Origin of the sequence: Jonquetella sp. BV3C21, from assembly GCF_000468895.1 — a bacterium.
Classification (GTDB): domain Bacteria; phylum Synergistota; class Synergistia; order Synergistales; family Dethiosulfovibrionaceae; genus Jonquetella; species Jonquetella anthropi.
The window spans coordinates 53,919-78,064 of sequence record NZ_AWWC01000019.1 but is presented as its reverse complement, the minus strand read 5'-3'; the positions used below and the strand labels follow the sequence as shown (position 1 = coordinate 78,064).

At 60.9% G+C, this 24,146-nt stretch carries 26 protein-coding genes and 1 pseudogene; 7 read left to right on the top strand and 20 right to left on the bottom strand.

Annotation, left to right across the window (positions count from 1 at the left end; translation table 11 throughout):
* Positions 1 to 25: 25 nt before the first annotated feature.
* The 13 genes and pseudogenes from HMPREF1249_RS05255 to ychF form a co-directional block, all read right to left on the bottom strand.
* A complete protein-coding gene (locus HMPREF1249_RS05255) occupies positions 26 to 580 on the bottom strand; it encodes a manganese efflux pump MntP (RefSeq protein WP_008521771.1) in 555 nt (184 codons plus the stop codon).
* Positions 581 to 686: 106 nt separating this feature from the next.
* Positions 687 to 1,604 carry a pyruvate, water dikinase regulatory protein gene (locus tag HMPREF1249_RS05250; protein WP_021775937.1) on the bottom strand — a complete coding sequence of 306 codons (918 nt, stop codon included), beginning with the start codon at positions 1,602 to 1,604 and terminating at the stop codon, positions 687 to 689.
* Positions 1,601 to 2,674, bottom strand: a complete 1,074-nt coding sequence (gene dprA, locus HMPREF1249_RS05245) for a DNA-processing protein DprA (protein ID WP_021775943.1) — start codon at positions 2,672 to 2,674, stop codon at positions 1,601 to 1,603. The genes HMPREF1249_RS05250 and dprA overlap by 4 nt, the downstream gene beginning before the upstream one ends.
* Positions 2,671 to 4,179 carry a YifB family Mg chelatase-like AAA ATPase gene (locus tag HMPREF1249_RS05240; protein ID WP_021775942.1) on the bottom strand — a complete coding sequence of 503 codons (1,509 nt, stop codon included), beginning with the start codon at positions 4,177 to 4,179 and terminating at the stop codon, positions 2,671 to 2,673. Before HMPREF1249_RS05240 ends, dprA begins: the two co-directional genes overlap by 4 nt.
* Positions 4,169 to 4,636: a YraN family protein gene (locus HMPREF1249_RS05235; protein ID WP_008521847.1), complete on the bottom strand. Its 468-nt coding sequence runs from the start codon at positions 4,634 to 4,636 to the stop codon at positions 4,169 to 4,171. Before HMPREF1249_RS05235 ends, HMPREF1249_RS05240 begins: the two co-directional genes overlap by 11 nt.
* Positions 4,614 to 5,201 (bottom strand): ribonuclease HII, encoded by a 588-nt coding sequence (locus HMPREF1249_RS05230; RefSeq protein WP_021775941.1) that lies wholly within the window; start codon positions 5,199 to 5,201, stop codon positions 4,614 to 4,616. Before HMPREF1249_RS05230 ends, HMPREF1249_RS05235 begins: the two co-directional genes overlap by 23 nt.
* Entirely contained in the window at positions 5,198 to 6,043 is an 846-nt protein-coding gene (locus HMPREF1249_RS05225; protein WP_021775924.1) for a YlqF/YawG family GTPase, read from the bottom strand. Before HMPREF1249_RS05225 ends, HMPREF1249_RS05230 begins: the two co-directional genes overlap by 4 nt.
* A complete protein-coding gene (gene lepB, locus HMPREF1249_RS05220) occupies positions 6,043 to 6,615 on the bottom strand; it encodes a signal peptidase I (protein WP_008521851.1) in 573 nt (190 codons plus the stop codon). The genes HMPREF1249_RS05225 and lepB overlap by 1 nt, the downstream gene beginning before the upstream one ends.
* Before the next feature lie 18 nt (positions 6,616 to 6,633).
* Positions 6,634 to 6,996 carry a hypothetical protein gene (locus HMPREF1249_RS05215; RefSeq protein WP_021775928.1) on the bottom strand — a complete coding sequence of 121 codons (363 nt, stop codon included), beginning with the start codon at positions 6,994 to 6,996 and terminating at the stop codon, positions 6,634 to 6,636.
* A 9-nt stretch (positions 6,997 to 7,005) separates the two neighbouring features.
* Positions 7,006 to 7,086 (bottom strand): annotated as a pseudogene (locus HMPREF1249_RS08230) (prepilin-type N-terminal cleavage/methylation domain-containing protein); the annotation flags it as partial.
* A complete protein-coding gene (locus HMPREF1249_RS05210; RefSeq protein ID WP_008523267.1) occupies positions 7,067 to 8,923 on the bottom strand; it encodes a polysaccharide biosynthesis protein in 1,857 nt (618 codons plus the stop codon). The gene HMPREF1249_RS05210 and the pseudogene HMPREF1249_RS08230, both read right to left, overlap by 20 nt.
* 38 nt (positions 8,924 to 8,961) lie before the next feature.
* Positions 8,962 to 9,408, bottom strand: coding sequence for a hypothetical protein (locus HMPREF1249_RS05205; protein ID WP_008521854.1), 447 nt, complete (start codon positions 9,406 to 9,408; stop codon positions 8,962 to 8,964).
* 87 nt (positions 9,409 to 9,495) lie between these two features.
* Positions 9,496 to 10,584 carry a redox-regulated ATPase YchF gene (gene ychF, locus HMPREF1249_RS05200; protein WP_021775931.1) on the bottom strand — a complete coding sequence of 363 codons (1,089 nt, stop codon included), beginning with the start codon at positions 10,582 to 10,584 and terminating at the stop codon, positions 9,496 to 9,498.
* A gap of 123 nt (positions 10,585 to 10,707) precedes the next feature.
* On the opposite strand from ychF, the gene HMPREF1249_RS05195 reads away from it, so the two are divergent.
* A complete protein-coding gene (locus HMPREF1249_RS05195; protein WP_021775945.1) occupies positions 10,708 to 11,523 on the top strand; it encodes an MBL fold metallo-hydrolase in 816 nt (271 codons plus the stop codon).
* Between the two features lie 55 nt (positions 11,524 to 11,578).
* On the opposite strand, the gene HMPREF1249_RS05190 is transcribed toward HMPREF1249_RS05195, so the two are convergent.
* Together HMPREF1249_RS05190 and HMPREF1249_RS05185 are read right to left on the bottom strand one after the other, a co-directional pair.
* Positions 11,579 to 12,244, bottom strand: coding sequence for a M48 family metallopeptidase (locus HMPREF1249_RS05190; RefSeq protein WP_021775944.1), 666 nt, complete (start codon positions 12,242 to 12,244; stop codon positions 11,579 to 11,581).
* The gene (locus HMPREF1249_RS05185) at positions 12,237 to 12,827 is read right to left on the bottom strand and encodes a ribonuclease HI family protein (protein ID WP_008521862.1); all 591 of its coding nucleotides are present in this window, start codon (positions 12,825 to 12,827) and stop codon (positions 12,237 to 12,239) included. Before HMPREF1249_RS05185 ends, HMPREF1249_RS05190 begins: the two co-directional genes overlap by 8 nt.
* Before the next feature lie 87 nt (positions 12,828 to 12,914).
* On the opposite strand from HMPREF1249_RS05185, the gene HMPREF1249_RS05180 reads away from it, so the two are divergent.
* The 3 genes from HMPREF1249_RS05180 (at position 12,915) to HMPREF1249_RS05170 (ending at position 18,066) form a co-directional block, all read left to right on the top strand.
* Positions 12,915 to 13,607, top strand: coding sequence for a queuosine precursor transporter (locus HMPREF1249_RS05180; protein ID WP_008521863.1), 693 nt, complete (start codon positions 12,915 to 12,917; stop codon positions 13,605 to 13,607).
* 218 nt (positions 13,608 to 13,825) lie between these two features.
* Entirely contained in the window at positions 13,826 to 16,939 is a 3,114-nt protein-coding gene (locus HMPREF1249_RS05175; protein WP_021775921.1) for an efflux RND transporter permease subunit, read from the top strand.
* 14 nt (positions 16,940 to 16,953) lie between these two features.
* Positions 16,954 to 18,066, top strand: coding sequence for an efflux RND transporter periplasmic adaptor subunit (locus HMPREF1249_RS05170; protein WP_008523270.1), 1,113 nt, complete (start codon positions 16,954 to 16,956; stop codon positions 18,064 to 18,066).
* Between the two features lie 67 nt (positions 18,067 to 18,133).
* Here HMPREF1249_RS05170 and HMPREF1249_RS05165 read toward each other — a convergent pair whose 3' ends face one another.
* Complete coding sequence (locus tag HMPREF1249_RS05165; RefSeq protein ID WP_008521866.1) at positions 18,134 to 18,436, bottom strand: YerC/YecD family TrpR-related protein; 303 nt, start codon at positions 18,434 to 18,436, stop codon at positions 18,134 to 18,136.
* Between the two features lie 97 nt (positions 18,437 to 18,533).
* On the bottom strand, positions 18,534 to 19,412 hold the full coding sequence (locus HMPREF1249_RS05160) for a LysR family transcriptional regulator (RefSeq protein WP_008521867.1): 879 nt from the start codon (positions 19,410 to 19,412) through the stop codon (positions 18,534 to 18,536).
* Positions 19,413 to 19,515: 103 nt separating this feature from the next.
* Here HMPREF1249_RS05160 and HMPREF1249_RS05155 point away from each other — a divergent pair, with 103 nt between their 5' ends.
* From HMPREF1249_RS05155 to HMPREF1249_RS05145, 3 genes are read left to right on the top strand one after another with little or no spacing between them, the layout of a single operon-like run.
* Positions 19,516 to 19,887 carry a helix-turn-helix domain-containing protein gene (locus HMPREF1249_RS05155; RefSeq protein WP_008521869.1) on the top strand — a complete coding sequence of 124 codons (372 nt, stop codon included), beginning with the start codon at positions 19,516 to 19,518 and terminating at the stop codon, positions 19,885 to 19,887.
* A 7-nt stretch (positions 19,888 to 19,894) separates the two neighbouring features.
* Complete coding sequence (locus HMPREF1249_RS05150) at positions 19,895 to 20,320, top strand: ImmA/IrrE family metallo-endopeptidase (RefSeq protein ID WP_008521870.1); 426 nt, start codon at positions 19,895 to 19,897, stop codon at positions 20,318 to 20,320.
* Between the two features lie 35 nt (positions 20,321 to 20,355).
* The gene (locus HMPREF1249_RS05145) at positions 20,356 to 21,225 is read left to right on the top strand and encodes a MurR/RpiR family transcriptional regulator (protein ID WP_008521872.1); all 870 of its coding nucleotides are present in this window, start codon (positions 20,356 to 20,358) and stop codon (positions 21,223 to 21,225) included.
* A 45-nt stretch (positions 21,226 to 21,270) separates the two neighbouring features.
* Here the strand turns inward: HMPREF1249_RS05145 and HMPREF1249_RS05140 are convergent, their stop codons facing one another.
* From HMPREF1249_RS05140 to HMPREF1249_RS05130, 3 genes are all read right to left on the bottom strand, one after another.
* Positions 21,271 to 21,960: a metal-dependent hydrolase gene (locus HMPREF1249_RS05140; protein ID WP_008523273.1), complete on the bottom strand. Its 690-nt coding sequence runs from the start codon at positions 21,958 to 21,960 to the stop codon at positions 21,271 to 21,273.
* Between the two features lie 28 nt (positions 21,961 to 21,988).
* Positions 21,989 to 22,651, bottom strand: coding sequence for a metal-dependent hydrolase (locus HMPREF1249_RS05135; protein ID WP_008523275.1), 663 nt, complete (start codon positions 22,649 to 22,651; stop codon positions 21,989 to 21,991).
* A 169-nt stretch (positions 22,652 to 22,820) separates the two neighbouring features.
* Positions 22,821 to 24,035, bottom strand: coding sequence for a DUF3798 domain-containing protein (locus tag HMPREF1249_RS05130; protein WP_008523277.1), 1,215 nt, complete (start codon positions 24,033 to 24,035; stop codon positions 22,821 to 22,823).
* Positions 24,036 to 24,146 lie beyond the last annotated feature (111 nt).

Here is a 24,146-nt window from a genome sequence, read left to right as displayed (position 1 = left end):
CGCCCCGAAAGGGACGGCGAATTTTTTATATGATGCCCGTGTGGGTCAGCAAAATCTTCAAACCTATCCAGAAGAGGCAGGCCCCGCCGGCAAGCTGGGCCCAACGGCCGAGCAGCGAACCGACACTCCGGCCCAGAAAAATCCCGACCGCCGACATGGCCGCGGCAGCAACGCCGACGACGCCGACCGCGACGGCATGAGGCGCGTCCTGCCAGACGAGCGTCACGCCAGCCGCCATCGCGTCAATGCTCGTGGCGACCGCTAAGACGAGCATATCTCCCGCGTCAAACGCCCCTCTGCACTGGCTCTCCCCCCTGATGGCCTCGTCGACCATGTTCAGGCCGATCAACGCCAGCAGAGTGAAAGCGATCCAGTGATCCAGCGATTGAACGACGCCGCCGAACAGGACGCCCAGCCACAGGCCACCCAACAGCATGGCGGCCTGAAACCCGCCAAACCAAGCCGCCACGATGCCGGCCTCCCGAAGGGTCACCTTGGGACAGGCAAGGCCCTTGCATGCCGACACGGCGAAGGCGTCGGCCCCCAAGCCGAACGCCAGCAGACACAAATTCCCGAACAACAGGATCTTCCCCTCTCGCGCCCAAAAACTCCGAGCGTTCCCCCCTGAGACTTCACAGAGCCGGACAAATCCCCCGATCCGTCCGACTTTCCTCCAAAACCGGTTCCTAAGCCGGCGAGACTTTCCGCCCCGCCCGATCCCCCGACGCGCTGGCCAATTCCTCTTCGCGGGTTCGGAAGTACTCGAGAATTTCCTGCGCCGTCTCTTCCAGCGCCCGGCCTGTCACGTCCACCACGTAGGCCCCTAGCCGCTCCATCACGTGCCGAGCGTAGGAAAGCTCAAGGGAGACGCGCTCCATCTGGGCGTACGAGGCCCGCTGCGGGTCAAGCCCCAGCATGACGAGCCGATCCCGGCGAATTTTCATCAGAGCTTCCGGGGCGATGACCAGGCCGATGACCCGACCGGGTGTGACCCGGAACAGATCTTCCGGCGGATCGAGCTCCGGGACGAGCGGCACATTGGCCGTCCGCAGGCCTTTGTTGGCCAAGTACATTGAAAGCGGCGTCTTGCAGGTCCGAGACACGCCGACGATAACCAGATCCGCCTCGGGAAGAAGCGCCGGATTGCTGCCGTCGTCGCACGTGCTGGAGTACTCGATGGCCTTGACGCGGCGAAAATATTCCTCGTCCAAGTTGTGGTCGCTGCCCGGCTGCCCCATCGGCGCCTGACCGATCGTACTTGAAATGCCGTCCAGCAGCGGGCCGACTAGGTCGACGAACACCAGAGACCGAGCTGTGGCCTCAAGGGTCATCCGCTCTCTCATGCTCTGAGCCACCAGCGTGGCCACGACCATCGCCTTCTGGGCCTTGGCTAGGTCGCAGATTTTGACGATCTGCTCCGGATCTCTGACGTTGCGGAACCGGCGAAGTGCCACGTTGTCGCCTGTAAACTGGCGCAGGGCCGCCCGGGTCGTCGAGCTGGCTGTCTCGCCGGTGAAGTCGGACACGACGAAAATCTGGTGGTCCACCGGCTCGCTGCTGGAAATCGTGAAGAACTCAAAATCTTTCGCCCGGCCCTCTGTCATCGTTTGCCTCCCTGCATTGCCGCCCGCCACCTGCCGACGCCGGACGGATAAATGAGCCCTTTGACCTGAAGCGCAGAAAGGACGCCCGGCACCTGATAGGGCGGGACGCCCGAGTCGATTGAAATCTGGTCGGCCGACTTGTCGCCGCTCGAGCGGACGGCTTCCAGAACGCTTCGCTGGACATCGCTCAGGCCGGACTCGCCGTCGGCGTCAAACAGGTTCAACTGCCCCAAACCTGTCACCGACTGCAGAAACGACTGCCGGTCCACCAGCGGCGTCGCGCCGTCATAAAGAAGCCGGTTGCTGCCGGCGCAGGTATCCTCGTCGATACGGCCGGGAACAGCCCACAGGTCCCGTCCCATTTCCATGGCGAGACGAGCCGTGATCATAGCGCCGCCCCGAATCGGCGACTCGACCACCACGACGGACGTCGCCAAGGCGGCGATGATACGGTTACGCCGGGGAAAGCGCCACGGTTTCCCCGCGGCTCCCAGCGGGTACTCGGAGATCAGAGAGCCGCCGGAACCGATGATCCGGGAGAACAGCTCCTCGTGCCCCCGCGGCCAGACCACGTCCACGCCGGTGCCAAGCACGGCGGCCGTCGGGGTTCCACCGTCCAGCGCCCCGCTGTGCGACGCCCCATCCACGCCGGCCGCACCGCCGCTGACGACGGTCACGCCAGCCTCGCTGAGACCGCGGCCTACCCACTGGGCGACGTGAGCCCCGTAGGCGGAACACCGTCTCGTCCCCACCACGGCCACGCCGCTTTGGACGACCGGGCCACGGCAGTAGAGAACCATCGGCGGTTCCGCGCAGTCCCACAGGCGCTCGGGATATTGGCTGTCACGGCAGGTGACGACGGTCACGCCGGACTCGGTGCAGTCTTCCAGTTGTCGAGCTGGCCAGCCCTGACGCCACAGATCTCTCAGCCGAGACGCCTGCTGCGGCGTGACCGCGCGGCGCGCGCTGAGCCAATCAAGAAGTTCCAGACCGTCGACATCAGGACAGCCTTCCAGCGCCCGAGCCGACAAGGTCCCGGAGCCGAGCCAGACCAGCGTTTCCTTCTTCATGACAGGACGCTCCCCTGCCGAAACGCCAGCGCTTCCATCACCGCTTCGGGACCGATCAAGCTGTCGCCCTTCAAGTCGGCGATTGTTCGGGCCACCCGCAGCACCCGAACGACGCCTCGGCCGGTCAGACGGAGCGTCTGAGCCGAGCTGGTGAGTTCTTTTCGGCCCTCGGAGGAAAGGCTCTCTGAGCTTTTGAGGAACCGCTCGGGCAGTTCGGCATTGCACCAAACGCCAAGCTCTTTGCCTCTGGCCCACTGCCGCTTTCTGGCGGCGGCTACCCGCGCCCGAACGACCGACGACGGCTCGCCGGGCGCGCTCTTCAGGTCAAGCAGCTCTTGCGGCGACAGCCTCGGCACTGACACGTACAGGTCGACCCGGTCCATCATCGGGCCGGACAGCTTGCGCCGGTACCGCTCCACTTCCTGCGGCTGACAGCTACATTTTTCCAGCGCGTCGCCAAAGTGTCCGCAGGGGCAGGGGTTCGCTGCCAGGACGAGGAGAACCCGGCTGGGATACGTGACGCTTCCTGACGCCCGCGTCACGGTGATGAACCCGTCTTCCAGCGGCTGGCGGAGCGCCTCGGTCAGGTCACGGCGAAACTCGGTGAACTCGTCCAGAAACAGCATGCCCCGGTGAGCCAGGCTGACCTCGCCGGGCCGCAGGTCGTTGCCGCCGCCGCAGATTGACACGGCGCTTGCGGTGTGGTGAACCTGACGAAACGGCCGCCGCCGGTCGGGCGGAACAGGCATTCCCACGGCGCTTCGTATCAGCAGGGTCTCCAAAAACTCGTCCTTCGAGAGCGGCGGCAGGATGCCCTGCAGGCACCGGGCGATCATCGTCTTTCCGCTGCCAGGAGAGCCGACCAGCAGGATATTGTGGTGACCAGCGGCGGCAATTTCAGCGGCGCGGCGGGCCATCAGCTGTCCCTTCACGTCCGACAGATCGGGAAGCGACGCGTCAGGAACCCACTCAGGCGACGGCACGTACTGTATCGGGTCGGGAGAACTTCGGCCGCCCTGATAGTCAAGCACCTGAGCCAGAGTTTCAAACCCGTAGGCCTCGACGCCTTCCACAAGGCCGACCTCCGGCGCGTTGGCCGACGGACAGATGAGAGGACGGCCAAGGAAGCGTGCCAGCATGGCCGCCGGCACGGCGCCGCGGGTCGCCCGCAGGCGGCCGTCCAACGATAGCTCCCCAAGATACACTGCCGGCCGGCTGAATGGCCGGCCGGAAATTCGCCCAACTAACGCTGCAGCAATCGACAGATCAAGCAGGCTGCCTTCCTTGGGAAGGTCAGCCGGCGCAAGGTTCACGGCGACTTTGCCGGTTAAAGGCAGTCCGATGGCTCTCAGAGCCGCCCGAGTTCTCTCCCGCGACTCCCGGACGGCCGCGTCGGGCAGACCGACGATGCTGAACGAAAAAAGCCCTGACGTTATCTCGGTCTCAACTTCCACCTCGACTGCCTGAACGCCTCGAAGCGTCACGCCCAGCACGTCACCTGCCACAGTCGGCCACCCCCATCTCCACGTCCTTGTACCACCGGGCGGACCAGCGCCGCCCGCAGACCGTCACGGCAAAAAGGTCTATTCTCATCGGGCCGTTCCAGCCTGTTTGGCTCGCATATCCTCTGATTCCCCGAACAAGCGCGTTCCATTTTCTGGGACCAACGGTCTCCTCGGGCGATTGAAGCCGGCTCTTCTGACGGCACCGAACCTCGACGGCCGTCAAACAGCCGTCAATAAATCCGATTAAATCCAGCTCGCACGGGCCGACGCGCACGTTTCGCCCGCAGACAGAATACCCTTCTTCAGCCAGCAGATCAGCCGCCAAATCCTCCGCCCACCGCCCAACGGCCAAGCTGTCCTGGGCTAGAAACGCGGTTCGCCCGGAAGCGCCCACCTGTCCGGAAAACGTTTCGTTTCCCGGGAAAGGCGCGCCGCTATCTGGGGAGACGAAGTCCATCGGCGGTTCCCCAGCAGAAACTTCGGCGGTGGAGAGGCGTCAGACCAAGGCGCAGCAGAGCTTCTTGGTGCTGAGCCGTGCCGTAACCCTTATGCTGGGCCAACCCGTAACCGGGATACAACCGGTCAAGAGCCGTCATCAGTCGATCCCTGACGACCTTAGCGACAACCGACGCGGCGGAAATTTCCGGGTACAGGTCATCGCCGCCGACGATCGCCTGCTGGTACAGGCTGATCCCCGGAATCTCCTGCGAACCATCCACGGCCACGCCGTCAGGCGTGGCCGGGAGCCGGTTCACGGCCCGAGCCATAGCCCAAAGCGTGGCCTGCAGAATGTTCATTCGGTCGATCCGTCGGCGGGACGCAGCCTGGAGCCGCCACACCACGCCCAACTCCTGCATCAGGCCGAAGAGTTTTTCGCGCTTCTTCGCCGAGAGCTTTTTTGAATCCCGAAGGCCCGACTGGACCAGAACGTTTTTTTGTTCCGGCGACAGGATCACGGCGGCGGCCATCACCGGGCCAGCCAGAGGACCACGGCCTGCCTCGTCAACGCCCGCTAAAATCACTCGAGCCCCTCCAAAATTGACGACGCGGGGCTGTCAGGGGCCTCGAGGGAGAATTTCCCAATCGAGCCGGAGACGAACGCGTCAACCAACCGGCGGCCGGCTAACTCCCCGTTGACGGAACCGCCGGGAGCAAGGCAACCGAGCCGGCGGCCGACAGTCTCCAAATCGAACGCCGGGTCTTCGCTCTGCTTGACGCCCCATTTTTTTTCGATCACGTTCCACAAGCCGCCGCGGCGCAGGAACAGGAGCAAATCAGTGGCGACGGTCTCCCAGCCGCCGATGACGTCGGGCTTGGAACAGCCGACCCAACACAACGCCTTTTGGGTCAGCGGATCCGCCTTGGGGTCCAAGATCCCCGGCGAGTCCACGACCAAGCACCCAGCCCCTTTGTACCAGTTCACCGCCTTGGTCACTCCCGGCACGCCGCCGACGGCGGCGGCCCGACGGCCAACCAGTCCGTTCAAAAAAGCCGACTTGCCCACGTTTGGAATGCCGAAAACGGCGAGGCGCAGTTCCCGGTACGCCGGAGCGGCAGCGCTCACGGCCTTGCGAACCTGATCAAACCGGCCAGCTCTGGCGTCGAGTGCCCAGGCAAGACGCCCTTGAGAACGGAAGTGGTCCAGCCACTTCCGGGTCGTCGCCGGGTCTGCCAGGTCTGATTTTGTCAGCACAAGCCAGAGGGGCTTCATTTCGCCCAGCTGAGAAGCCAACGGGGACGCCGTCAGGTCGGGAGCCCGAGCGTCCCGGACTTCGACCGCCGCGTCGAGCTTCTCCATCAGGGCGGTCAGCTCTTTGGTCCCCTTGGCCATATGGCCGGGGAACCAAGCCGTCCGGCCGGCCATCAGTCCACCAAGCCGAAACGGTTCAGCGGCCAGAACCTGAACATGACCGGGCCGCTCAAGTTCGCCCGAGGGACAAAACCCCAAAAACGGCTGTCAGCAGAATTCGGCCGGTTGTCGCCCAAAGCGATGAAACTGTCCGGCGGGACGACGAGCTCCGGAAGCGTGAAGCTGTCCTTGTACTTCACGTACGGCTCGTCGATCGGCTTTCCGTTGATGAACACCGTGCCGTCCTGGATGGAAAATTTGTCGCCCGGAACCGCGATGAGGCGCTTCACGTAGTCCTTGGACGGGTCTTCCGGGTACTTGAACACGAAAATCTCGCCCCGGCGCGGCTCCCTGAACCGATAAATGAACTTGTTGACAAACACTCGGTCGTTCGGCATCAACGTCGGGATCATCGAGCCCGACGGGATGTAAAAAGCCTGAATAACAAACGTCCGAAGAATTAACGCGATGACCAGAGCCCAAATAATCGTCTCGGCCCAATCCCGAACCCGCGCGTTTGGAATGAGGTCTATCCAGATACGTTTGAACGGGTCGGTTATCCGCTGCCACACGCTGAGCACGACCATCTCTCCTCCCAATAAATTTTAATCAAAAGACGTCCTGACTGCCCCGCGTCCCGAAACGATTACCGTTCCCCGGCTCTTCCCGTCAGACAACTGCCATCGGACGGCAGGCGTCAGGGTGTGAACCAACGGCTGATACGACCAGCGCCAAACGGCGCCAGTACCTGAAGGCAACAGAAGCCTGACCGGCGGCCGGGGAAAGAACGTCTCCTCTCCCGGACGGCCGGCAAAACGAGCGGTCAACCGGGCCGTTGCCTCCCCTCCAGCTAATCGGAAGGAACAGCCGGCCAGCAGCCTGTCTGACTGAACCATTTGTCCGCGAACCCAGTCAGCTAAAAGCTCTGTCTCTTGGCGCAGCCGGCCGTCGTTTGGCCGGAACGCCACGGAAAGGGCCGCCGCGACGGATATAACCGCCAGACAAACGAGCGTCTCAACGAGAGAAAAAGCCCTCCGCCTACGACGCGTCGACCGCATTGGGGGCGTATTCCGGCACGACGGAACGGATGGCCTGCCGGATGTCCGGCGCGGTCATGATCCCTTGAAGGACCCCCTCGACCGGCCCTTGGAAGTTGAAGCTGTCCAGACGGGCCCTGAAAATCTTCATGTGCGAAGTCCGCTCCACGTGAGCCGGATCGTAGAAAAGCTCCTCGAAAAGTTTTTCGCCCGGCCGGCAGCCGCAGAACTCGATTTTGACGTCCTGATCGGTGACGAGGCCGTGAAGCCGGATCATCGCCCGGGCTAAGTCGACGATTTTCACAGGATCTCCCATGTCGAGGACGAAAATATCGGCCGCGTTCCCAATCGACGCCGCCTCCAGCACCAGCTTGGCCGCCTCTGGGATCAGCATGAAGTACCGGCACATATCCGGGTGCGTCACCGTCACAGGGCCGCCCGCGGCGATTTGCCGCTCGAACTTGGGAATGACGCTTCCTCGGCTGCCCAGCACGTTGCCGAACCGAACCGCCATGTAAAACGTCTGAGGAAATTTTTTCTGAATATCCTGGACGACCAGCTCGGCCAACCGTTTGCTGGCGCCCATGACGCTCGACGGGTTGACGGCCTTGTCGGTGGAGATCATCACGAACCGCTCGACGCCGAACTGGCCGGCCAAGTCCGCCACAGTCCAAGTGCCCAAGCCGTTCACCCGGACGGCCTCCCGCGGGTTGTCCTCCATCAGCGGGACGTGCTTGTGGGCTCCGGCATGGAACACAACGGACGGTCGGTGTTTTTCAAAGACGCGCTTCATCGTCGGCCGATCGACCACGTCGGCGATCACCGGCACCAGCTGGACAGACTGGGCTTTTGGCCCCAGCTCTTCCAACAGCTGATAAATTGAGTTCTCGCCGTGCCCCAGAAGCACGATTTTCTGCGGCTTCGCCAACAGGAGCTGGCGGACTATCTCACTGCCGATAGAGCCGCCCGCGCCGGTCACTAGGACGGATTTTCCCTTGACTAGCCCGTCAAGCCGCTCCAAGTCCATTTCAATTGGGCTGCGGCACAGGAGATCCTCCAACGAAACGGGCTTCAGCTGACTGACTGAAACGGCCCCGCTGGCCAAGTCCTTCATGCTGGGAAGAAACCGAACGTTGACCCCCAAGTCGACCAGCTGGTCCAGCAGCCCCCGCGTTTTTCCCAGCGGAGCCGACGGCATGGCGACGATAACGGTTTCCGGCTTCAGGCGCTCAATGATTTTCTCGATCGACGACAGCGGGCCAAAGACTCTAATCCCAGCGACCCGCTTGCCCAGCTTTTGCGCGTCGTCGTCCACAAAACCCAAAATGCAGCCTCGGCCGCCTTGGCGAATCAGGTCCCTGGCCAAGATGTTGCCTGCCTCGCCGGCTCCGACGATAACCACTCGTTCCGGCAGTCCGGCGGCGTGACACTTCAGCGGCAGCCGCCAGGACAGACGGGTCAGCAGAAGAGATCCCATCCCGAAAACCGGCATGATGATCAAAATCGCCCGAGAAAACCCCGTCAGTCTTCCAAGGGAAAACTGCAACCCAAGGAATACTACATACCCGTACAAAAAGCTACGACCCAAAAGCAACAGTTCTTCAAGGCTGGCAAACGGCCAATAAATCCGATAAACCCGGCAAACGAGCATGGCCCCGATCTGACAGACGATGAAAGTTCCCATCATCGTCAACATCTGGCTCCAATAGTTACTTGGGAAGTAAAGAGTCCAGCGCATCGAGAAAGCAATCCAAGCAGACAGCGCGAATCCAACGGCGTCGATGACCATCACATCTCCGTTGTTTTTTCCAACACCGCGCCAGAAGGAAACTAGCTTTTCAAAAAAACTTTCCTTCACGAGGTATGCCTCCTTTCTCCCGCTCTGAATACCCACTGTTACGGAAGAAGCAGTTTGCTTGAGCCCGCCGCTCCCTGTCCGCTGAGCCGATCGAGGCGCTTCAGATCCGCGGCCGACGCCACGTCAAGCCGAGGCTTGCTCTGCTCCTCTTGGACCATCTTCTTGATTTTCGCCTCGTACTCCTCCATGGACTTTTTAATGGCCGGCGCGTCGCCTTGGAGCCACTGAACCAAGTTGTCGGCCATCGCCTTCAGAGCCTCATCGTCGGGCATGGACTGAATTGCCCCTAAGTCAAGCAGCAGCTGGTGCTCGTCCTTCAGGGAATCGAGCAGATCCTGGTCGGTCAGCAGGCCTTTTTTATAAAGCGCCCGAGCGAGGACGTTGAACCGATTTTTCGTGTTTTCACCCTGAACCGACAGGCTGTCAACCCGGGCGAGAAGCATGGATAAAACCTCGTCGAGACTGATTTGCATCGGCATTGCCATTGGGGATCCTCCTTCAATTTGACTGCGTTTTTTCTGAGCTTGATTTCATTCTGATCGAAAAAAGATCTCGTGCCAGCGCCAAACGCGCTATACGTTGAACCGGAACTCTACCACATCTCCGTCCTGCATGACGTAGTCCCGGCCTTCGAGCCGCAGAAGGCCGCGGGCTCTCGCCTCGGCGACGGAACCGCACGCCACCAGGTCGTTATAGCTCACGATCTGAGCTCTGATAAAGCCCCGCTCAAAGTCGGTGTGGATAACGCCGGCGGCCTGCGGCGCCTTTGTCCCCACGGGAATAGTCCAAGCCCGGGTCTCCTTTTCTCCGGCGGTTAAAAACGACATCAGGCCCAGCAGGCTGTATCCGGCGCTGATCAGCCGGTCCAGCCCGGCGCTTTCCAGCCCCAAGTCAGCCAGAAATTCCTTGCGCTCTTCCGTCTCCAGCTCAGCCAAGTCCGATTCGACCTTGCCGCTGATGGCGACGAACCCGGCGCCCTGAGACGCGGCAAAACGCTGAACCGCCGCGGCGTACTCGCCTAATCCTCCGGCCAAATCGTCTTCCGACACGTTGGCCACGTACAGCATCGGCTTGTCGGAGAGCAGGTTCATCCCCTTTAAAATTAATTTCTGCTCGTCGGTCAGGCTCAGCGTTCGGATCAGCTGGCCCGCCTCGAGGGTCTTCTTCACCTGCTCGAACAGCTCGAGCGTCGGCGCCAGCGACCGGTCGGCCTTTGCCAGCTTTTCCGTCTTCGCCACAGCCCGCTCGACCATTTCAAGGTCCGACAGGATGAGTTCCAGCTCGATGGTCTCAATGTCTCGCATTGGGTCAACCGAGCCGTCCACGTGGGTGACGTTCGAATCTTCAAAGCACCGTACCACGTGGCAGATGGCGTTGACCTCCCGAATATGCGACAAAAACTGGTTCCCCAGTCCCTCGCCTTTGGAAGCCCCTTTAACGAGTCCGGCGATGTCGAAGAACTGAACCGTCGCCGGGGTTATCTTTTTTGACTCGTACATCCGGGCCAGCACGTCCAGCCGCTCGTCCGGCACGGCGACCATTCCCACGTTCGGTTCGATAGTACAGAACGGGTAATTTGAAGCTTCCGCGCCAGCCTGCGTAATGGCGTTAAAAATCGTGCTTTTCCCCACGTTGGGCAGCCCAACGATTCCCAGTTTCATGGAATTTCCTCCGTTTCTGCGGACAATACCAGCTCTTGCATTGTACCACTAACTGCCGTTCAATCGGCGTGTGGGATCGTATAATAAAAATAAAAAGAAATTTGGACGAAAGGAAGCGAGATTTTGAAAGTCTGCGTGGTCGTCGAAAATTGGGTCACCCGTATGTCCCCATATTTAATTGGCGAATGGGGCCTCAGCCTCTGGGTCGGCTCTGCCGAACCGACGCTGATAGACACCGGGCTGTCAGGAACTGCGGTCTGCCATAATGCCGCCGCTTTAGGGCTTGACCTGTCCCAGATCCGCCATATCCTGCTGAGCCACGCTCACGTGGACCACTGCGGTGGACTGTCTTCGGTCCTGAAGGCCTGCCCCCAAGCGACCGTCTGGGCCGGGGCCGATTTCAGGCGGCGCCGCTGGTTAGCGGCCGACGGACGCATGGAAGTCCTCGACGTCCCCGAGCTTGCTGGGTTGGAGTTTCGTCCTGTGCCAGGCGCCGTTCAAGTCGCGCCTCGACTTTGGGCGTTCGACGTCCCCGCCGAAGAGCGGGACGAACGGTTCAGCAACGGCAAAGGTTTAGCCGCGGACGGCGAAGACGGGCAGCCAGTTCAGGATCGATTCCGGGACGACCTGTCGTTCGTTCTCGAGGGGGACAACGGCCCGTCGCTCCTTTTAGGCTGCTCTCACGCGGCGCTGCCGAACGTGTTCCGCCGCGCAAAAAAGCTCTTTAACGGCTTGGACTCGTATCACTGCGTCTTGGGCGGCACGCACATGCAGGGCCTCTCCCCGGCCGATATGGACCTGTGGCTCGACGACTTCAAGCACTGGGGCGTGAAGAAGTGGCGGCTCTGTCACTGCACCGGTTTTCAGCCCGCCGTCAGGCTGAGGACGCTCTTCGACGACGTCGAGTGGGCCGGGTGCGGGACGGTCCTCGACCTATAAAGACAAAAAAGTCCGGCCGGCTCTTTGAACCGGCCGGACTTTTTCAAGGCCCTAGTCAGCACAGGAAGCGAACCTGCCGAGCCGCGCCGTTGAGCTGCCGTTCCAGCGCCGTGCCGCCCGGGAAAGCGCTCTCGAGGATCTGGCGAAACTCCGCCCCGTGCCCGCGGCAAAAAAAGTGCGCCACCTCGTGAGCGGCGACGGCCAAGGCCATTTTCTCAGGAAAGTGAACCAGCCGCACCGACAGCCGCACGGCCCACCTGAGGGGCGTGCAGCTTCCCCATCGGGACGACATAGATCGAATGGACAGCCGTCCCGGGGGGACGCCGAAAAGCCGGCACGCCTGAGAGAAAATATCCGGCAGCTTCACCCGCGCCTGATCCCACAAAAAGCGATTGACCAGAATGAGCCGTTCCGCCGCCGACGCGGCGGACGGCAGGGCCAGCGTTTCGCCGTTAAAAATCCACCGGGAGCAGGAAGCCGTGCGAACGGTTATCTCCCGTCCCCACAAAGAAAAAACGTCCCCGTCTGCGCCGTCAAAGGGCGGCGGCGCCTCCCTTGCGAGACGGGCCATCCAGTCCTGCCGGGACGATAAAAACGCCTGCACCAGCACCTCGTCCGTCCCGAGCGGCACGGACAGGAGGAACGAGCTGCCGCGCCACCGAAGGGTCAGCCGTTTTCCTCGGCTGGTCCGACGGGTTACCGGCGCGGGAAAGTCAGTCATCGGCCTCCGGCTTGAAGTGACGGCATCGCCCGCGGGCCGCAAATTCCGGACAGGTACAGCTGCCGTGCGTTCGGTCCACCGCGTAGGTCTCGCCGTTTTCCTCGACGAGCCATATGCCTGAGGCGACCTGCCGGTATGACGCCGAGCCGCGCACCGGTTCCATATCCGGCACGTCGAAGGTTTCCACCAGTTCGCCCTCGTCGATTGCCCGGTTGGACAGCCGGTCGGCCAGAGCGTTCTGCTCCCGGGGCACCCAGCGGAAGGAAACGCCCAACGTTTTCGCCAGTTCGATCAGCGGGGCCGCCAGAGCCGCGAGCCGCGGCTCTTTAATTTTCCACGCGCCGGTCACCTGCCGAATTACCAGTTGGCTGTCGCCGAACACGGAAGCGCCGCGCAGGCCGCGCTGTTCGATTTCTCTCAGCAGCAAGCCCAGGGCGGTGTACTCCGCCTCGTTGTTGGTGCATAGCTCAATCGGCAGGGCAGCCTGCCATACCGGCCGGCCGCCGCACAGCAAAACGGCTCCGGCGCCGCCAGTCCCCGGATTGCCTCGGGACGCGCCGTCAAAAAAACCCTGCCATTCCACCCTAACACCACCTCACAAACCGCCCCAAACGGGCGCCGTTTTGTTATCATACCTTTCGAGTACTCAAATTGAAAGGGGAAAAACGAGTTGAACGAACTGCTCTGGATCGGCATGATGCTCGCCAATTTCGGCTGCGTGATGCTGCTGTACCGCCTTTGGGGACGGGAGGGCCTGCTGTACTGGATTCCCCTCTCCGTCGTGCTGGCGAACGTCCAAGTCGTCAAGCTGGTTGAGCTCTTCGGCGTCACAGCCACGCTGGGCAATATCGTCTACGCCACGTCGTTTCTGGTTACCGATATCCTGTCGGAAAACCACGGCCGAGGGCCGGCCCAACAGGCCGTGTGGATCGGATTCTTCTCGCTGATCGCCATGACCGGCATTATGAATTTAGCCCTCGTTTTCGTCCCGAGTCAAGCTGACACGGCCCAGCCGGCGTTGGAAACCATTTTCAAGGTCATGCCCCGAATCGCCTTGGCCTCTTTAGCCGCCTACGGCATCTCTCAGTTTCACGACGTCTGGGCGTACCACTGGATCCGAAAGCACACGGCCGAGCGAATGCTGTGGCTGCGCAACAACGGAAGCACGATGGTCTCGCAGCTCATCGACAGCGTCGTCTTCTCGTTTCTAGCGTTCTGGGGCACGGTGCCGACGGACGTGTTCTGGCAGATTGTCATCTCCACGTACCTGTTCAAGTTCATCGTCGCCCTCTGCGACACCCCGTTCCTCTACCTGGCCAGACACCTTTACCGTACCGGCAGGGCCGGCCTGTTCTCCGCGTAACATCACGCAACATCAGATAAATCAGCTTGGAAGCAACTTCGGTCGTTTCACCGCTTTACCTTGAAAACGTGAATGTTAGAATACTTCAATCATCGTCCTATTTGACGGCGTCCGCGTGCGATCCCTCGGGATAAGACGCCGAGCGGTTCAGCTGCTGTCATTTTTTGAAGGCGCATGCTGTTATTTGTCTGAGACTTGAAGGGAGAACGCTTTTTATAATGAGAGGTCTGCCGCGCTTCGCGCTCACCCACCCGGTGACGGTCATCATCACCACGATTGTGGCCATCTTCTTTGGGCTGTACGGCCTGAGGCAGATGGGGATGGAGAATATGCCCAACGTGGATATTCCCATCGTGCTGGTGTCCACCACCATTCAGGGCGCAAGTCCAACCGTCGTTGACAACGACGTGGCCGACCCGTTGGAATCTCGGATCAACACCGTCGAAGGCGTGAAGAGCCTGACGTCGAACAGCTACGAGGGCCGCTGCTTTACCATCGTGGAATTCGAGCTGTCCAAGGACATCGCCGACGCGGCGGCGGACGTGAGAGGAAAGGTCAGCACGGCCCAGCGCCAGCTGCCCGACGCGGCGGATACGCCGATCGTTGACAAGTTCAACATTGCCGACACGCCGGTCATGTACGTGGCTGTCACAGCGTCGTCAGGCGTCAGCCGAACGCTTCTATCAGATTATGCCGACTCGGTGGCCAAAGAACAGATCCAAACGGCTTTAGGTGTCGGCGGCGTGGACATGCAGGGCCTTCAGAAACGCCAAATCCGCGTGTGGCTCGACGCTGAGGCGCTGGCTGCCAGAAACTTGACCGTCTCGGACGTGAGAAACGCCGTCGCGGCCAGCCATATCGAGCTGCCCGGCGGTAAGATTCAAACTGGGACGCAGGACTATTCTATCCGATTGAAAGGCGAATATGAGACCGTGGACTCTCTGGCGTCGCTGCCGGTGAAGACGGTCGACGGTACGGTGATTCGGCTTCACGACGTGGCCCGGGTCGAGGACGGTTTCGAGGACAGAAATTCTTACGCGGTCGTCGACGGAGCCCCGTCGATCCTGCTGGTCATCCGCAAACAGCGGGGCGCCAACGAGGTCGCCCTGTCGGACGCCGTCCGAGAGCGAATCAAAAGCCTGAACGCGACGGCGCCTGCCGGCATCGAGCTGAAGGTCGTTCAGGACAACGCCCGGTTTATCCGCTTGTCAATGCAGGGCGTGCTGAGCAACATCATTTCCGGCATCCTGCTGACGGCAGTCATCATGTTCCTGTTCCTGAGGACGCTCAAATCGACGTTGGTCACAATAGTCACCATGCCGGTCTGCCTTTTGATTGGCATGCTCTTCCTATGGGGCATGGGCTTTACCATCAACAACATGACAACCATGGGATTGTCCCTCGTCATCGGCATGGTGGTGGACGCGACGACCGTTGTGCTGGAAAACATTCACCACCATTTTGACCAAGGCAAGACGGCCTTTCGGGCCTCGCTGGACGGAACGACCGAAGTGAGCAGCGCCGTCGTCGCCGGGGCGGCGACGACCGTCGCGGTCTTTTTGCCCGTGGCTCTCATGCCCGGGGTCGTCGGCCGGTTCTTCCGCTCCTTTGGCTTTACCATCACCGTGACGATTCTCGTCTCCCTGCTGCTCTCGCTGACTCTGACGCCCTTTCTGTGCTCCAGACTGTTGGCCCGCAAGCGCGAGACGATGTTGGAGCAAATCCTGAAAGCCCCGGAGACGTGGCTTCAGCGCGGTTATACCCGGCTGCTTCGGTGGGCGCTCTGCCACCGTTTTTTCACCCTGCTGTTTGCCAGCGCGACGTTTGCTGTCGGGCTGTTTTTCGCCTCCCGGCTGGGCTCCGAGTTCGTCCCTTCCTCGGACGAGGGCGAGATCAACGTCAACTTTGAGCTGAACGCTTCCGCCTCCCTAGAAGCCAGTCAGGCGTTTATCACGAACCTGATCAACTCGATGAAGTCCAATCCCTACGTGGCCTACACGTACGGCACGATCGGAGGCGGAATGAGCGGCGAGCTCTCCAAAGGGACTCTTAACTTGGTGCTGATCGACCGGAACAAACGGCCTACCCAGTCGGTCATCGTCAAAGAGCTACGAAAAGAACTTGAGGCGTTCAAGGGAGTCAAGATCACCTTGGGCCGCCGGGGCTCGAACTCCGCCGTGTCAATGAGACTTCTGGGCTCCAGCTCCGAAGAGCTGATCGACTTGGCCAATAAAATAACGGCCGACCTCCAGTCCACGCCGCAAGGGCTGGTGGACGTCAAAACCGACGTGGAACTGAACCAGCCGAGAATCGACGTGGAAATCAACCGGCCGCTGGCAGACGACTTGGGCGTCAAGGTGAGCAGTCTGGCCTCCGAGGTCATGACGCTTTTCGGCGGCTCCAACGTCGGGTCGTTCAAGGACCGGGGACACAGCTACGATATCCGGCTTCAGGCCCGGGCAGAGGACCGGACGACGCCGGAGAAAATTTTATCCGTCTTCACCCGCACGAACGACGGCCGGCTCGTCAGGGCCGACGGCTTGGTCAAGACGAAGATGACTTTGGCTCCCAACGTGATCAAGCGGTACAACCGGCTGAAGACCATCCAAATCACTGCTGACGTTGACGGCATTTCCCCCGGCGAAGGCTACGCGGTCGCCGAGGCGGCGTTTAAGCGCCACGCGCCTGCCGACGGGCGGATCATGGCAATCCCTTCCGGCGACGCGCAGCGAATGCAGGAAAACTTCGGGTATCTGTTCTCCGGGCTGCTTTTCGCCCTCCTGTTGGTCTACACCGTCATGGCCATTCAGTTTGAGTCGTTTATCCACCCGTTGATCATCATGTTCGCCGTCCCCCTCATGACGAGCGGCGCGTTTGGCCTGCTTCTGGCTGCTCACCTCAAGCTGAGCGTCATGAGCCTGATGGGCATCATCATGCTGGTCGGCATCGTGGTCAACAACGCCATCATTCTGGTGGACTACGCCAACCAGCTCCGCGCTTCCGGCCTGTCCCGGTTTGAGGCCATGCTGGCCGCCGGCCCCCGTCGGCTTCGGCCTATCCTCATGACGTCCATCTCAACAATCGCCGGCGCCGTCCCAGTGGCCCTCAACATGGTGGAGGGCGGCGAAATCCGTCAGCCCATGTCTATCGCCACCATCGGCGGCATGGTCACTTCTACCCTGCTCACCCTGTTGGTCATTCCAGTCGTCTACCTCGTGGTCGACGAGTTCTCCGACAAGCTCAAGGCGCGCCTCTCTCGGCTCAAGGCGTGGAGCCGACTTCGCTCTGCCCGGCGCAAAGGCGCCGCCTTCGGGGCAGCAGCCCGCATCTGAAAGGAGCACCTCCTATGAAATGCCCTTTCCTTCTCGCTCTTTTGGCGCTCGCCGCCGCTCTTCCGTCCGCTTTCGCGGGGGAGCCGGCTATCGTTTCCGTGACGGTCGTCTCACCGACCGGTTCGCTTCAAAACGTCATCGAGCAGAACGTCTCGCTCAAATCCCGACAGTACGTCAAACTCGCCCCGCAGATTGACGGCCAGCTGTCGGTCCTGCACGTCCACAAGGGGCAGACGGTCGCTCAAGGCGACCTCTTGGCCGAACTGGACCATCAAGAATCCGACGCCGCGCTCCAATCCGCGAAGGCGGCCGTCGCCGCGGCCCAAGCGCGGGTCGAACAGGCCCGGTCCCAAGCGGCCAACGCCAAGTCGGAGCTCTCTCGGTACCAAAAGCTCCGCGAGTCCGGCTTTTCTACCCAGCAGGAACTGGAGGCCAAAAAGACGGCTTGGCTTTCGGCCTCGTCAAGCGAAAAAGCCGCTGCAGCCGCAGTGACTCAGGCTCAAGCCCAGCTGGCCGAACAGCAGGTCAGGCGAGACAAGGCGTTCTTGAAGGCGCCGTTCAGCGGCACCGTTTTGAACGACTTCGACTTGGCCCCGGGAGCAACGGTCGGCAAGGCGACGCCGGTCGTCGAGCTCTCCGACCTGACGCACCTGAAAGGCACCCTCAGCGTCCCGGAAAGCCGGCGCTACGACATTGGTCTGGGAGAACCCGTGAAGGTCAAGGTCGACGCCCTGCCGAACGACGTTTTTTCTGGAAAAATCGCCTTCATCAGCGACTCGGTTGACCCGAACACCCGCACCGTTCCGGTGGAAGTCCACCTTGACGCGACGGGCAGCGCGTCCCGGCTCCGGCCCGGCATGTTCGGACGGGCTCAGATCATCCTGAAAAGCGCGGAAAACGCCTTTATCCTTCTGCGGTCGGCCCTGACAACCGACGAGACCGGCACGTGGGTCATCGTGGCCGCGGACGGCGTGGCGCACCGCAAAAAGGTCTCCACCGGCATGACGTCGGGCGACAAGGTTGAAATTACGTCAGGCCTCGAGCAGGGCGACCAGGTCATCACGTTCGGCGGCTCCGGACTGACCGAAGGCCAGCCTGTGAAGATCCTCTCTTCGTCCTCAAACTAGCGGCAACGCCCAAGACAAAAAGTGGCCCTCTGCATAAAGCAGAGGGCCACTTTTTAACCGAATAAAACTACTTGACGCCGCCTTCTTCCGCGGCAACCCTCTCGAGGGCGATACGGTACCCATCGGCTCCGTAGTCGAGGAACTTACGCACTCGGCTGATCGTCGCGGTGCTCGCGCCGGTCTGCTGGGCAATCTGAGGATACGTAAACCCACCCTGAAGTAGCCGGGCGACTTCCAACCGCTGAGAAAGCGCTCGAATCTCACCGATCGTCGCCACGTCCTCAAGAAAAGCGTACATCTCGTCAATAGTCTTCAAGGACAAAAATGCTCGGCAGAGCTGATCAGTATGTTGATCTTTCCATTTCTCCATTGGCCGACGTCTCCCTTCTTCAATCGGAAATGCGCGAGCCTTTCAATCGTTCTTATATTAACACTTCAATGTAACAAACACAAGTGCCGAACATCACTTACCTGCCGGTTCGGTTCAGCAGGAACGAAATCAGCACGTCGACGGCTTTCGTGGAGGCCATGCCGTATACCAGATGAAACGACCGATGGAGCGACGGCTTGAACGGAATGATCGCCACGTTCGGGTTCGTCTCGGCGGCAAAACGGGAGATGACGCCGGCCTCGCCGCCGTTCGCCACCGCGTTCACCACGCCGATGGCATGACCGAACTGCAGTTCGATGTCCTTCATCGCCCCAAGGCGATTCTTGTATTGGCGCTCCCAGACCTGCCGCGTGCCCGAGCCGCTGCCGCGGCCGACGAGCTTCAGGTTCGTCAGGTCGTCCATCTCCACGCTGGAGCGTCCCGCCAGCGGGTGCGTCTTCGGGACGATGAGCACCAGCTCGTCCTCAAAGAACGGCACCGACGTGTAGCCGGGTAGACTTCTGTCAACGCCGATGACCGCCAAGTCCGACTCCTTGTCGGACAGGGCCTTCAGGGCCGTCTGGGAGTCAGTGGTGTTCACGTGGACCGACACACCGCTGTGCAGCTCGGCGAACTCGACGAGCAAGCCCGGCAGAATGAAGTCGCCGGGAATGGAACTGGCGCTGATCGTCACGGTGCCGAACAGGTCCTGAGACAGCTCGGCGATCTGAAGCTTCGTCTTCTTGTGCATGTCCAGCATGCGCAGGGCCGTCTTGTAGAAGATCTCGCCTTCCGCCGTCAGATCGGAATGCCGGTGCCCTTTGACGAATAGCTCCGCCCCCATCTCATCCTCAAGGCGCGCGACGCGCTTGCTGACCGCCGGTTGGGAGATGCCCAAGGTCACCGCGGCGGCGGAAATACTGCCCTTTTCGGTGATGGCGATAAACGTTTCCAGTTCTTTCAAATCCACTGTCATCACTCCTTGCTGGAGTCCGTCCGGCTCCAATCTGGTTGCAATTCTTCGGTAAGTGGCTTATGATAAAGATAACATCTTGTATCTGTTACGAGGAGGATATGCCATGAGTTTTGGACTGCGCCTTCGTTCGCTCCGTAAGGCTCACCAGCTGACTCAGCAGCAGCTGGCCGAGGTGACCGAGGTGAGCCGGATTTATATACAAGCGCTGGAAAGCAACCGCCGGTCGCCGTCGATGAAACTGCTTCACAAACTGGCCGACGCTCTGGAAGTTGACCCGGCCGACCTGCTGGAGGAGTTCCCCAGCGAGAGAAGCGGCCGTCTTCAGCTGGAAGAGCTGTTCCAGCGTCCGGAAGAGCTTGAGATTTGGTACCGCAGCCACAAGCTGACGCCCCGCGACGTGGCGATGGTCCACCGGCTCATCGACGCGGCTCTGGCAGACTGGCAGAACGAAGCGAAATCGGCCGAAAACCTCTGAGCGGTCAATGAACGATCAAGAACCACAGCTGGAGTTCAGCTTTCCGCCGCCGCCTGAGTCGGTCCCCAGTTGGGCCGAATCAGAGGCGAAAAAGTGGCGGGACTTGGACGACTTCCAGCTTCAGGTTCGCCTCGAAGAGGACACCGGGCTGAAGGTGGACTTTCATCACGCGCCCCTTTCGCCCCGGCTCTGGGCGTTCACCTACGTCAGGCGAGAGCTTGGCCGAGGGCGAATTTACGTCAATGCCGACCTTCCTTACATCTGGCAGCAGTTCGCCTTTTACCACGAGCTGCACCACCTGCTTCACGACCATAAAGGGTGTTACTTCTGGTCCCAGACTCTCGTTCCGCTCAGCCGGTTTGAAACTCAGGCAGACCTTTTCGCCTGGGCTGCCGTCCTGCCGCTGTGGGAAGAGGCGGGAACCGAATGGTAGCTGAAAACTCATCATCAGCTGATCGGAGGCACTTCATGGAAAACTCTCAACTTCAGGAAGTCCTGCGCGCCCGACTGGAAAACTCCCCGCCCAAGGCCCGCCGGGTGGTCGAGTTCTTGCTGTCCCACATGAGAGAAGCGGCCTTTCTCACCATCGGCGACGTGGCAGGCGAGCTGAACGTCTCCAAGGCCCAGCTCGTTCGGGTTGCCCGTATGCTCGGGTTCGGCGGCTACTCAGAGCTCAAGGCCGCCATTCAGGAGACCGTGCTCGAACAGGTGAACCCCGCGGCGATGCTGAACCGGGCACTTTCCGAAAACGAGTCCGCGCTGGCAGCCCGAATCCACCAGATGGAACACGCCAACTTGGAAGACACGTGGAACCGGCTTGACCCAGCCAATATCAAGAAATTCAGCGCCATGCTTCTGGCCGCCGACTCGATTTTCTGCGCCGGCTGGGGAATATCGGCCATGACGTCCGAGTGTCTCTTCAGCCGACTGAGGGAACTGGGCCTCAAGAGCTTTACCCTCCAGCCGGGCTGCCTTACCTTAATAGAACAGGTTCGCTGTCTGGACAGTCGGGACGTGCTGATTGCCTTCGACCTGCCCAGCTACGCCCTGCTTCTTACCGAGTCGGTCGCCCGAGCGAAACAAGCCGGGGCGAAGATCATCACCGTCACCGACAGCCCTGCCGCGCCGATCTGCAAGATGGCCGACCTGTCGTTTTTCGTCAGCGACAGCAGCCCCACATTCGGCAGCTCGCTCATCGGCGCCGTCTTCCTGATCCACGTGCTCACATCGGCCCTGTCGGTCGAGATGGGTGACCGGGCCCGCAAGGCGCTGGAAGAACAGGCCGCCTGCCTTCACGATGAGCGGATTTACCACCCGGTGTTCGGCCTGCGCTACTGATTCGTCCTCAAGCCGTCCCGCCTCAAGGCGGGACGGCTTTTTTGTTTAAGCCGACAGCTCGAGACTTTCTCCCGACTTGAGCGGACAGAACTGCACCGACGGCGGCACGAGGCTTTCCAGCCGCTTCATGTCGGCGCCGATGGCCGGGAACGTGTCATAGTGCATCGGGACGACGCAGGTCGGCCAAATCATGCTCATCGCCTGCGCGGCGTCCCATTCGTCCATGGTGTAGTGCCCGCCGACCGGCAGAAGGGCCACGTCAACCGACTGGTTCGCCAACAGGGCAAAATCGCTCGTCAAGCAGGTGTCCCCAGCGTGGTAAACCGTCGCGCCGCCCATGCGGATTAAAAAGCCGCAGCACACCCCGCCGTCCACCAGCCCGGAAGGCGTGGCGATTGACGAGCTGTGAAGCGCCGGCGTCATCTTGGCGCTGCCCCAAGGGAACCGGGCTGTCCCGCCCAAGTTCATCTCGACTCGCCGGGACACGCCCTGACCGGCCAGCCAGTGGCCGATCTCAGGGACGCAGACGACCGCTGCGCCGTCGCGTCGGGCCAGAGCCACCGTGTCGCCTAAGTGATCGCCGTGACCGTGAGTCACCAGAATCGTGTCCAGCTTCCCAATCCGGTCGATCGGGACGGGACAGAGCGGGTTGCCGGACAGAAACGGATCAACGATGATCCGGCCGTCCGAGCTCTCCAGCACGAACGCCGAATGTCCCAAAAACGTGAGTTTCACGACGGGCCCCTCCTCCTGCTCTTTGAAACTACAGGGTCTCCTTCTCGCTCGACTGAAGAATGATCACTTCGGATCCCTTGACGGCCTTCTTGAACGCTGCCGGATCAGCCGATATGGACGGGAACGTGTTGTAGTGAACCGGGCAGACCTCCCGAGCCTTGATGAGCTCGCAGGCCTGCACGGCCGCGGGAACGTCCATCGTCGTCTCCCCGCCGATCGGCAGGAACGCCAAGTCGATGGCCATCTTGGACAAGTCCTTCATCTCCGGCAGAAGCACGGTGTTTCCGGCGTGGTAAACCTTGTGCTTCTCGACCTCAATCACGTAGCCGCAGATCGGGCCGGCCGTCTCGGTGCCGCTTTTTGCCGGAACAACCGTCACGGTCCCAAAGGGGAAATGACGGGTCTCGCCCCAAGCCATAACGACCAGCTGACTGGGAGCGACGCCCTGCTCTTTCATCCACTCGGCGGCGGCTTCGGTGCAGACCACCTGACACTCGGTCGCCTTGGCGATCGTCACCGCGTCGGCCAGCCGTTTGTGGCAGGCATGAGTGAGCAGCATGCCGTCCAGCGCGATGAAATCGTCAACAGTGTTGCAGGCCATCGGGTTGCCGGTGAAAAACGGGTCGATCAGAACCGAACAATAATCACTCTGGATCTTGACCGTCGAATGTCCGAGAAACTGTGCGTTCATTCTTCAAGCCTCCTATAAAAAACGACTAAAAAAGAACATAACTTTTTGTATAAATCGAGTATATAACAGAAACCTTCATTTGACGAGTGAATCAATGCCCAATTTTACTTTTTATCGTCAGCAAAAAGGCCGGGAGATTTCTCTCCCGGCCGAACGAGCTTTTAATCGCTTATTTTATCTTGTAGTACTTCTCTGGCACCTTGACGGAGCCCATGCCGGAGAATCCCTTCCCCAACAGGTAGGTCTCTTGGTAGACCAGCATGTAGTTTTTCAGCTCCATGCCGGTTCCAGCGTCCCGATAGTAGCTGCCGTTCCACTTGGCGCCCGGCGTTTCTTTGTCAAACGCCGCCACCAGACGGTCCAAGTTGACCTTGCGCCGCAGGGTCTTGGGCGTCACGCCCTCTTTGACGCAGCTGATCGCCAACTCGCCCATGGCCTCCGAGCAGGTGAACCCGAACGAGTAGGCCCAAACGCCCATGCGCCCGGCCCCTCCGGCCTTGACGACCGCGTCTTCAACTCTCTTCAGGATCGCCTTGAAGTCACCGGCCACGTCGGCCAGTTCAATGCCCAAAGCGCCGGGATACCCCATCAGAGGCGACGGCAGGTCGGCCTCGAGGAAGTAGCCGCCCTTCGCGGCGATGACCTTGATGAGCGGCTCGGTCTGAGCGTCGTTGGTGCAGTAGAACGCCGTCTTCGGGCCGTATTTTTCGAGCCATGCGGGAGTTTTTTCCAGAATAAACTGCTGGGCGCCGGCCACGCCGACGTCGCTGGTCGGGTCGGGCGCGGTCTCAAAGTGGAACTTCATGCCCAGGTCCTTGCACGCCTCTTCCATGATCCGGCGCTTTCTGGCCTGAAGCTCGTAGCTCTGATGGCGGGGGAACGACACGAGGACGTAGTTTTCGCAGCCCAGCTTGTGAGCCAGCGCGACGTTCAGGTAGCCGCGGGAAAGGGCGTCCGTCGCCACCGACAGATCAGCGACGGTGGTGATGACCATCGGGTCCTCATGAGGCTCGGCGGAGAACAGCAGAATGTCAGGCCGTTTCTCCCGAATACGCCGGAACGCCTCGGTCGTTCCAGGAACCGACTGGTTCACCACAACGGCCTTCATCAGAGGATCGTCGGCGAACGCGGCAATCTGTGAAATGGTCGTCTCCTGTTCGGTCATGAAGCTGTCCGGGTAGGTCACGTGCTTGATCATACCGCCGTTCGCCACGTCGCCGTAGCGGGCGATCAGGGCTTCAGCCCCGCGCAGGTCGTCCTCCGACTGTGACACCGTGCCGGTGCAGATCCCCACGTGGAACGGCGCCGGATCGGCGGCAAAGCAAACCCCGGCCCAGCAGGTCAGAAGCGCAGCAGCCCCTAGCCTTTTCAGGTACATTCCCATTCGTTCTTCCTCCTTCAAGTCCGTTTTTTGATAAAACAATACATCTTTTGGCTGATAATATCATAAAAGGACGCTTTAGCAAAGAAGGCTGCTCAAAAGACGAAGAAGCCC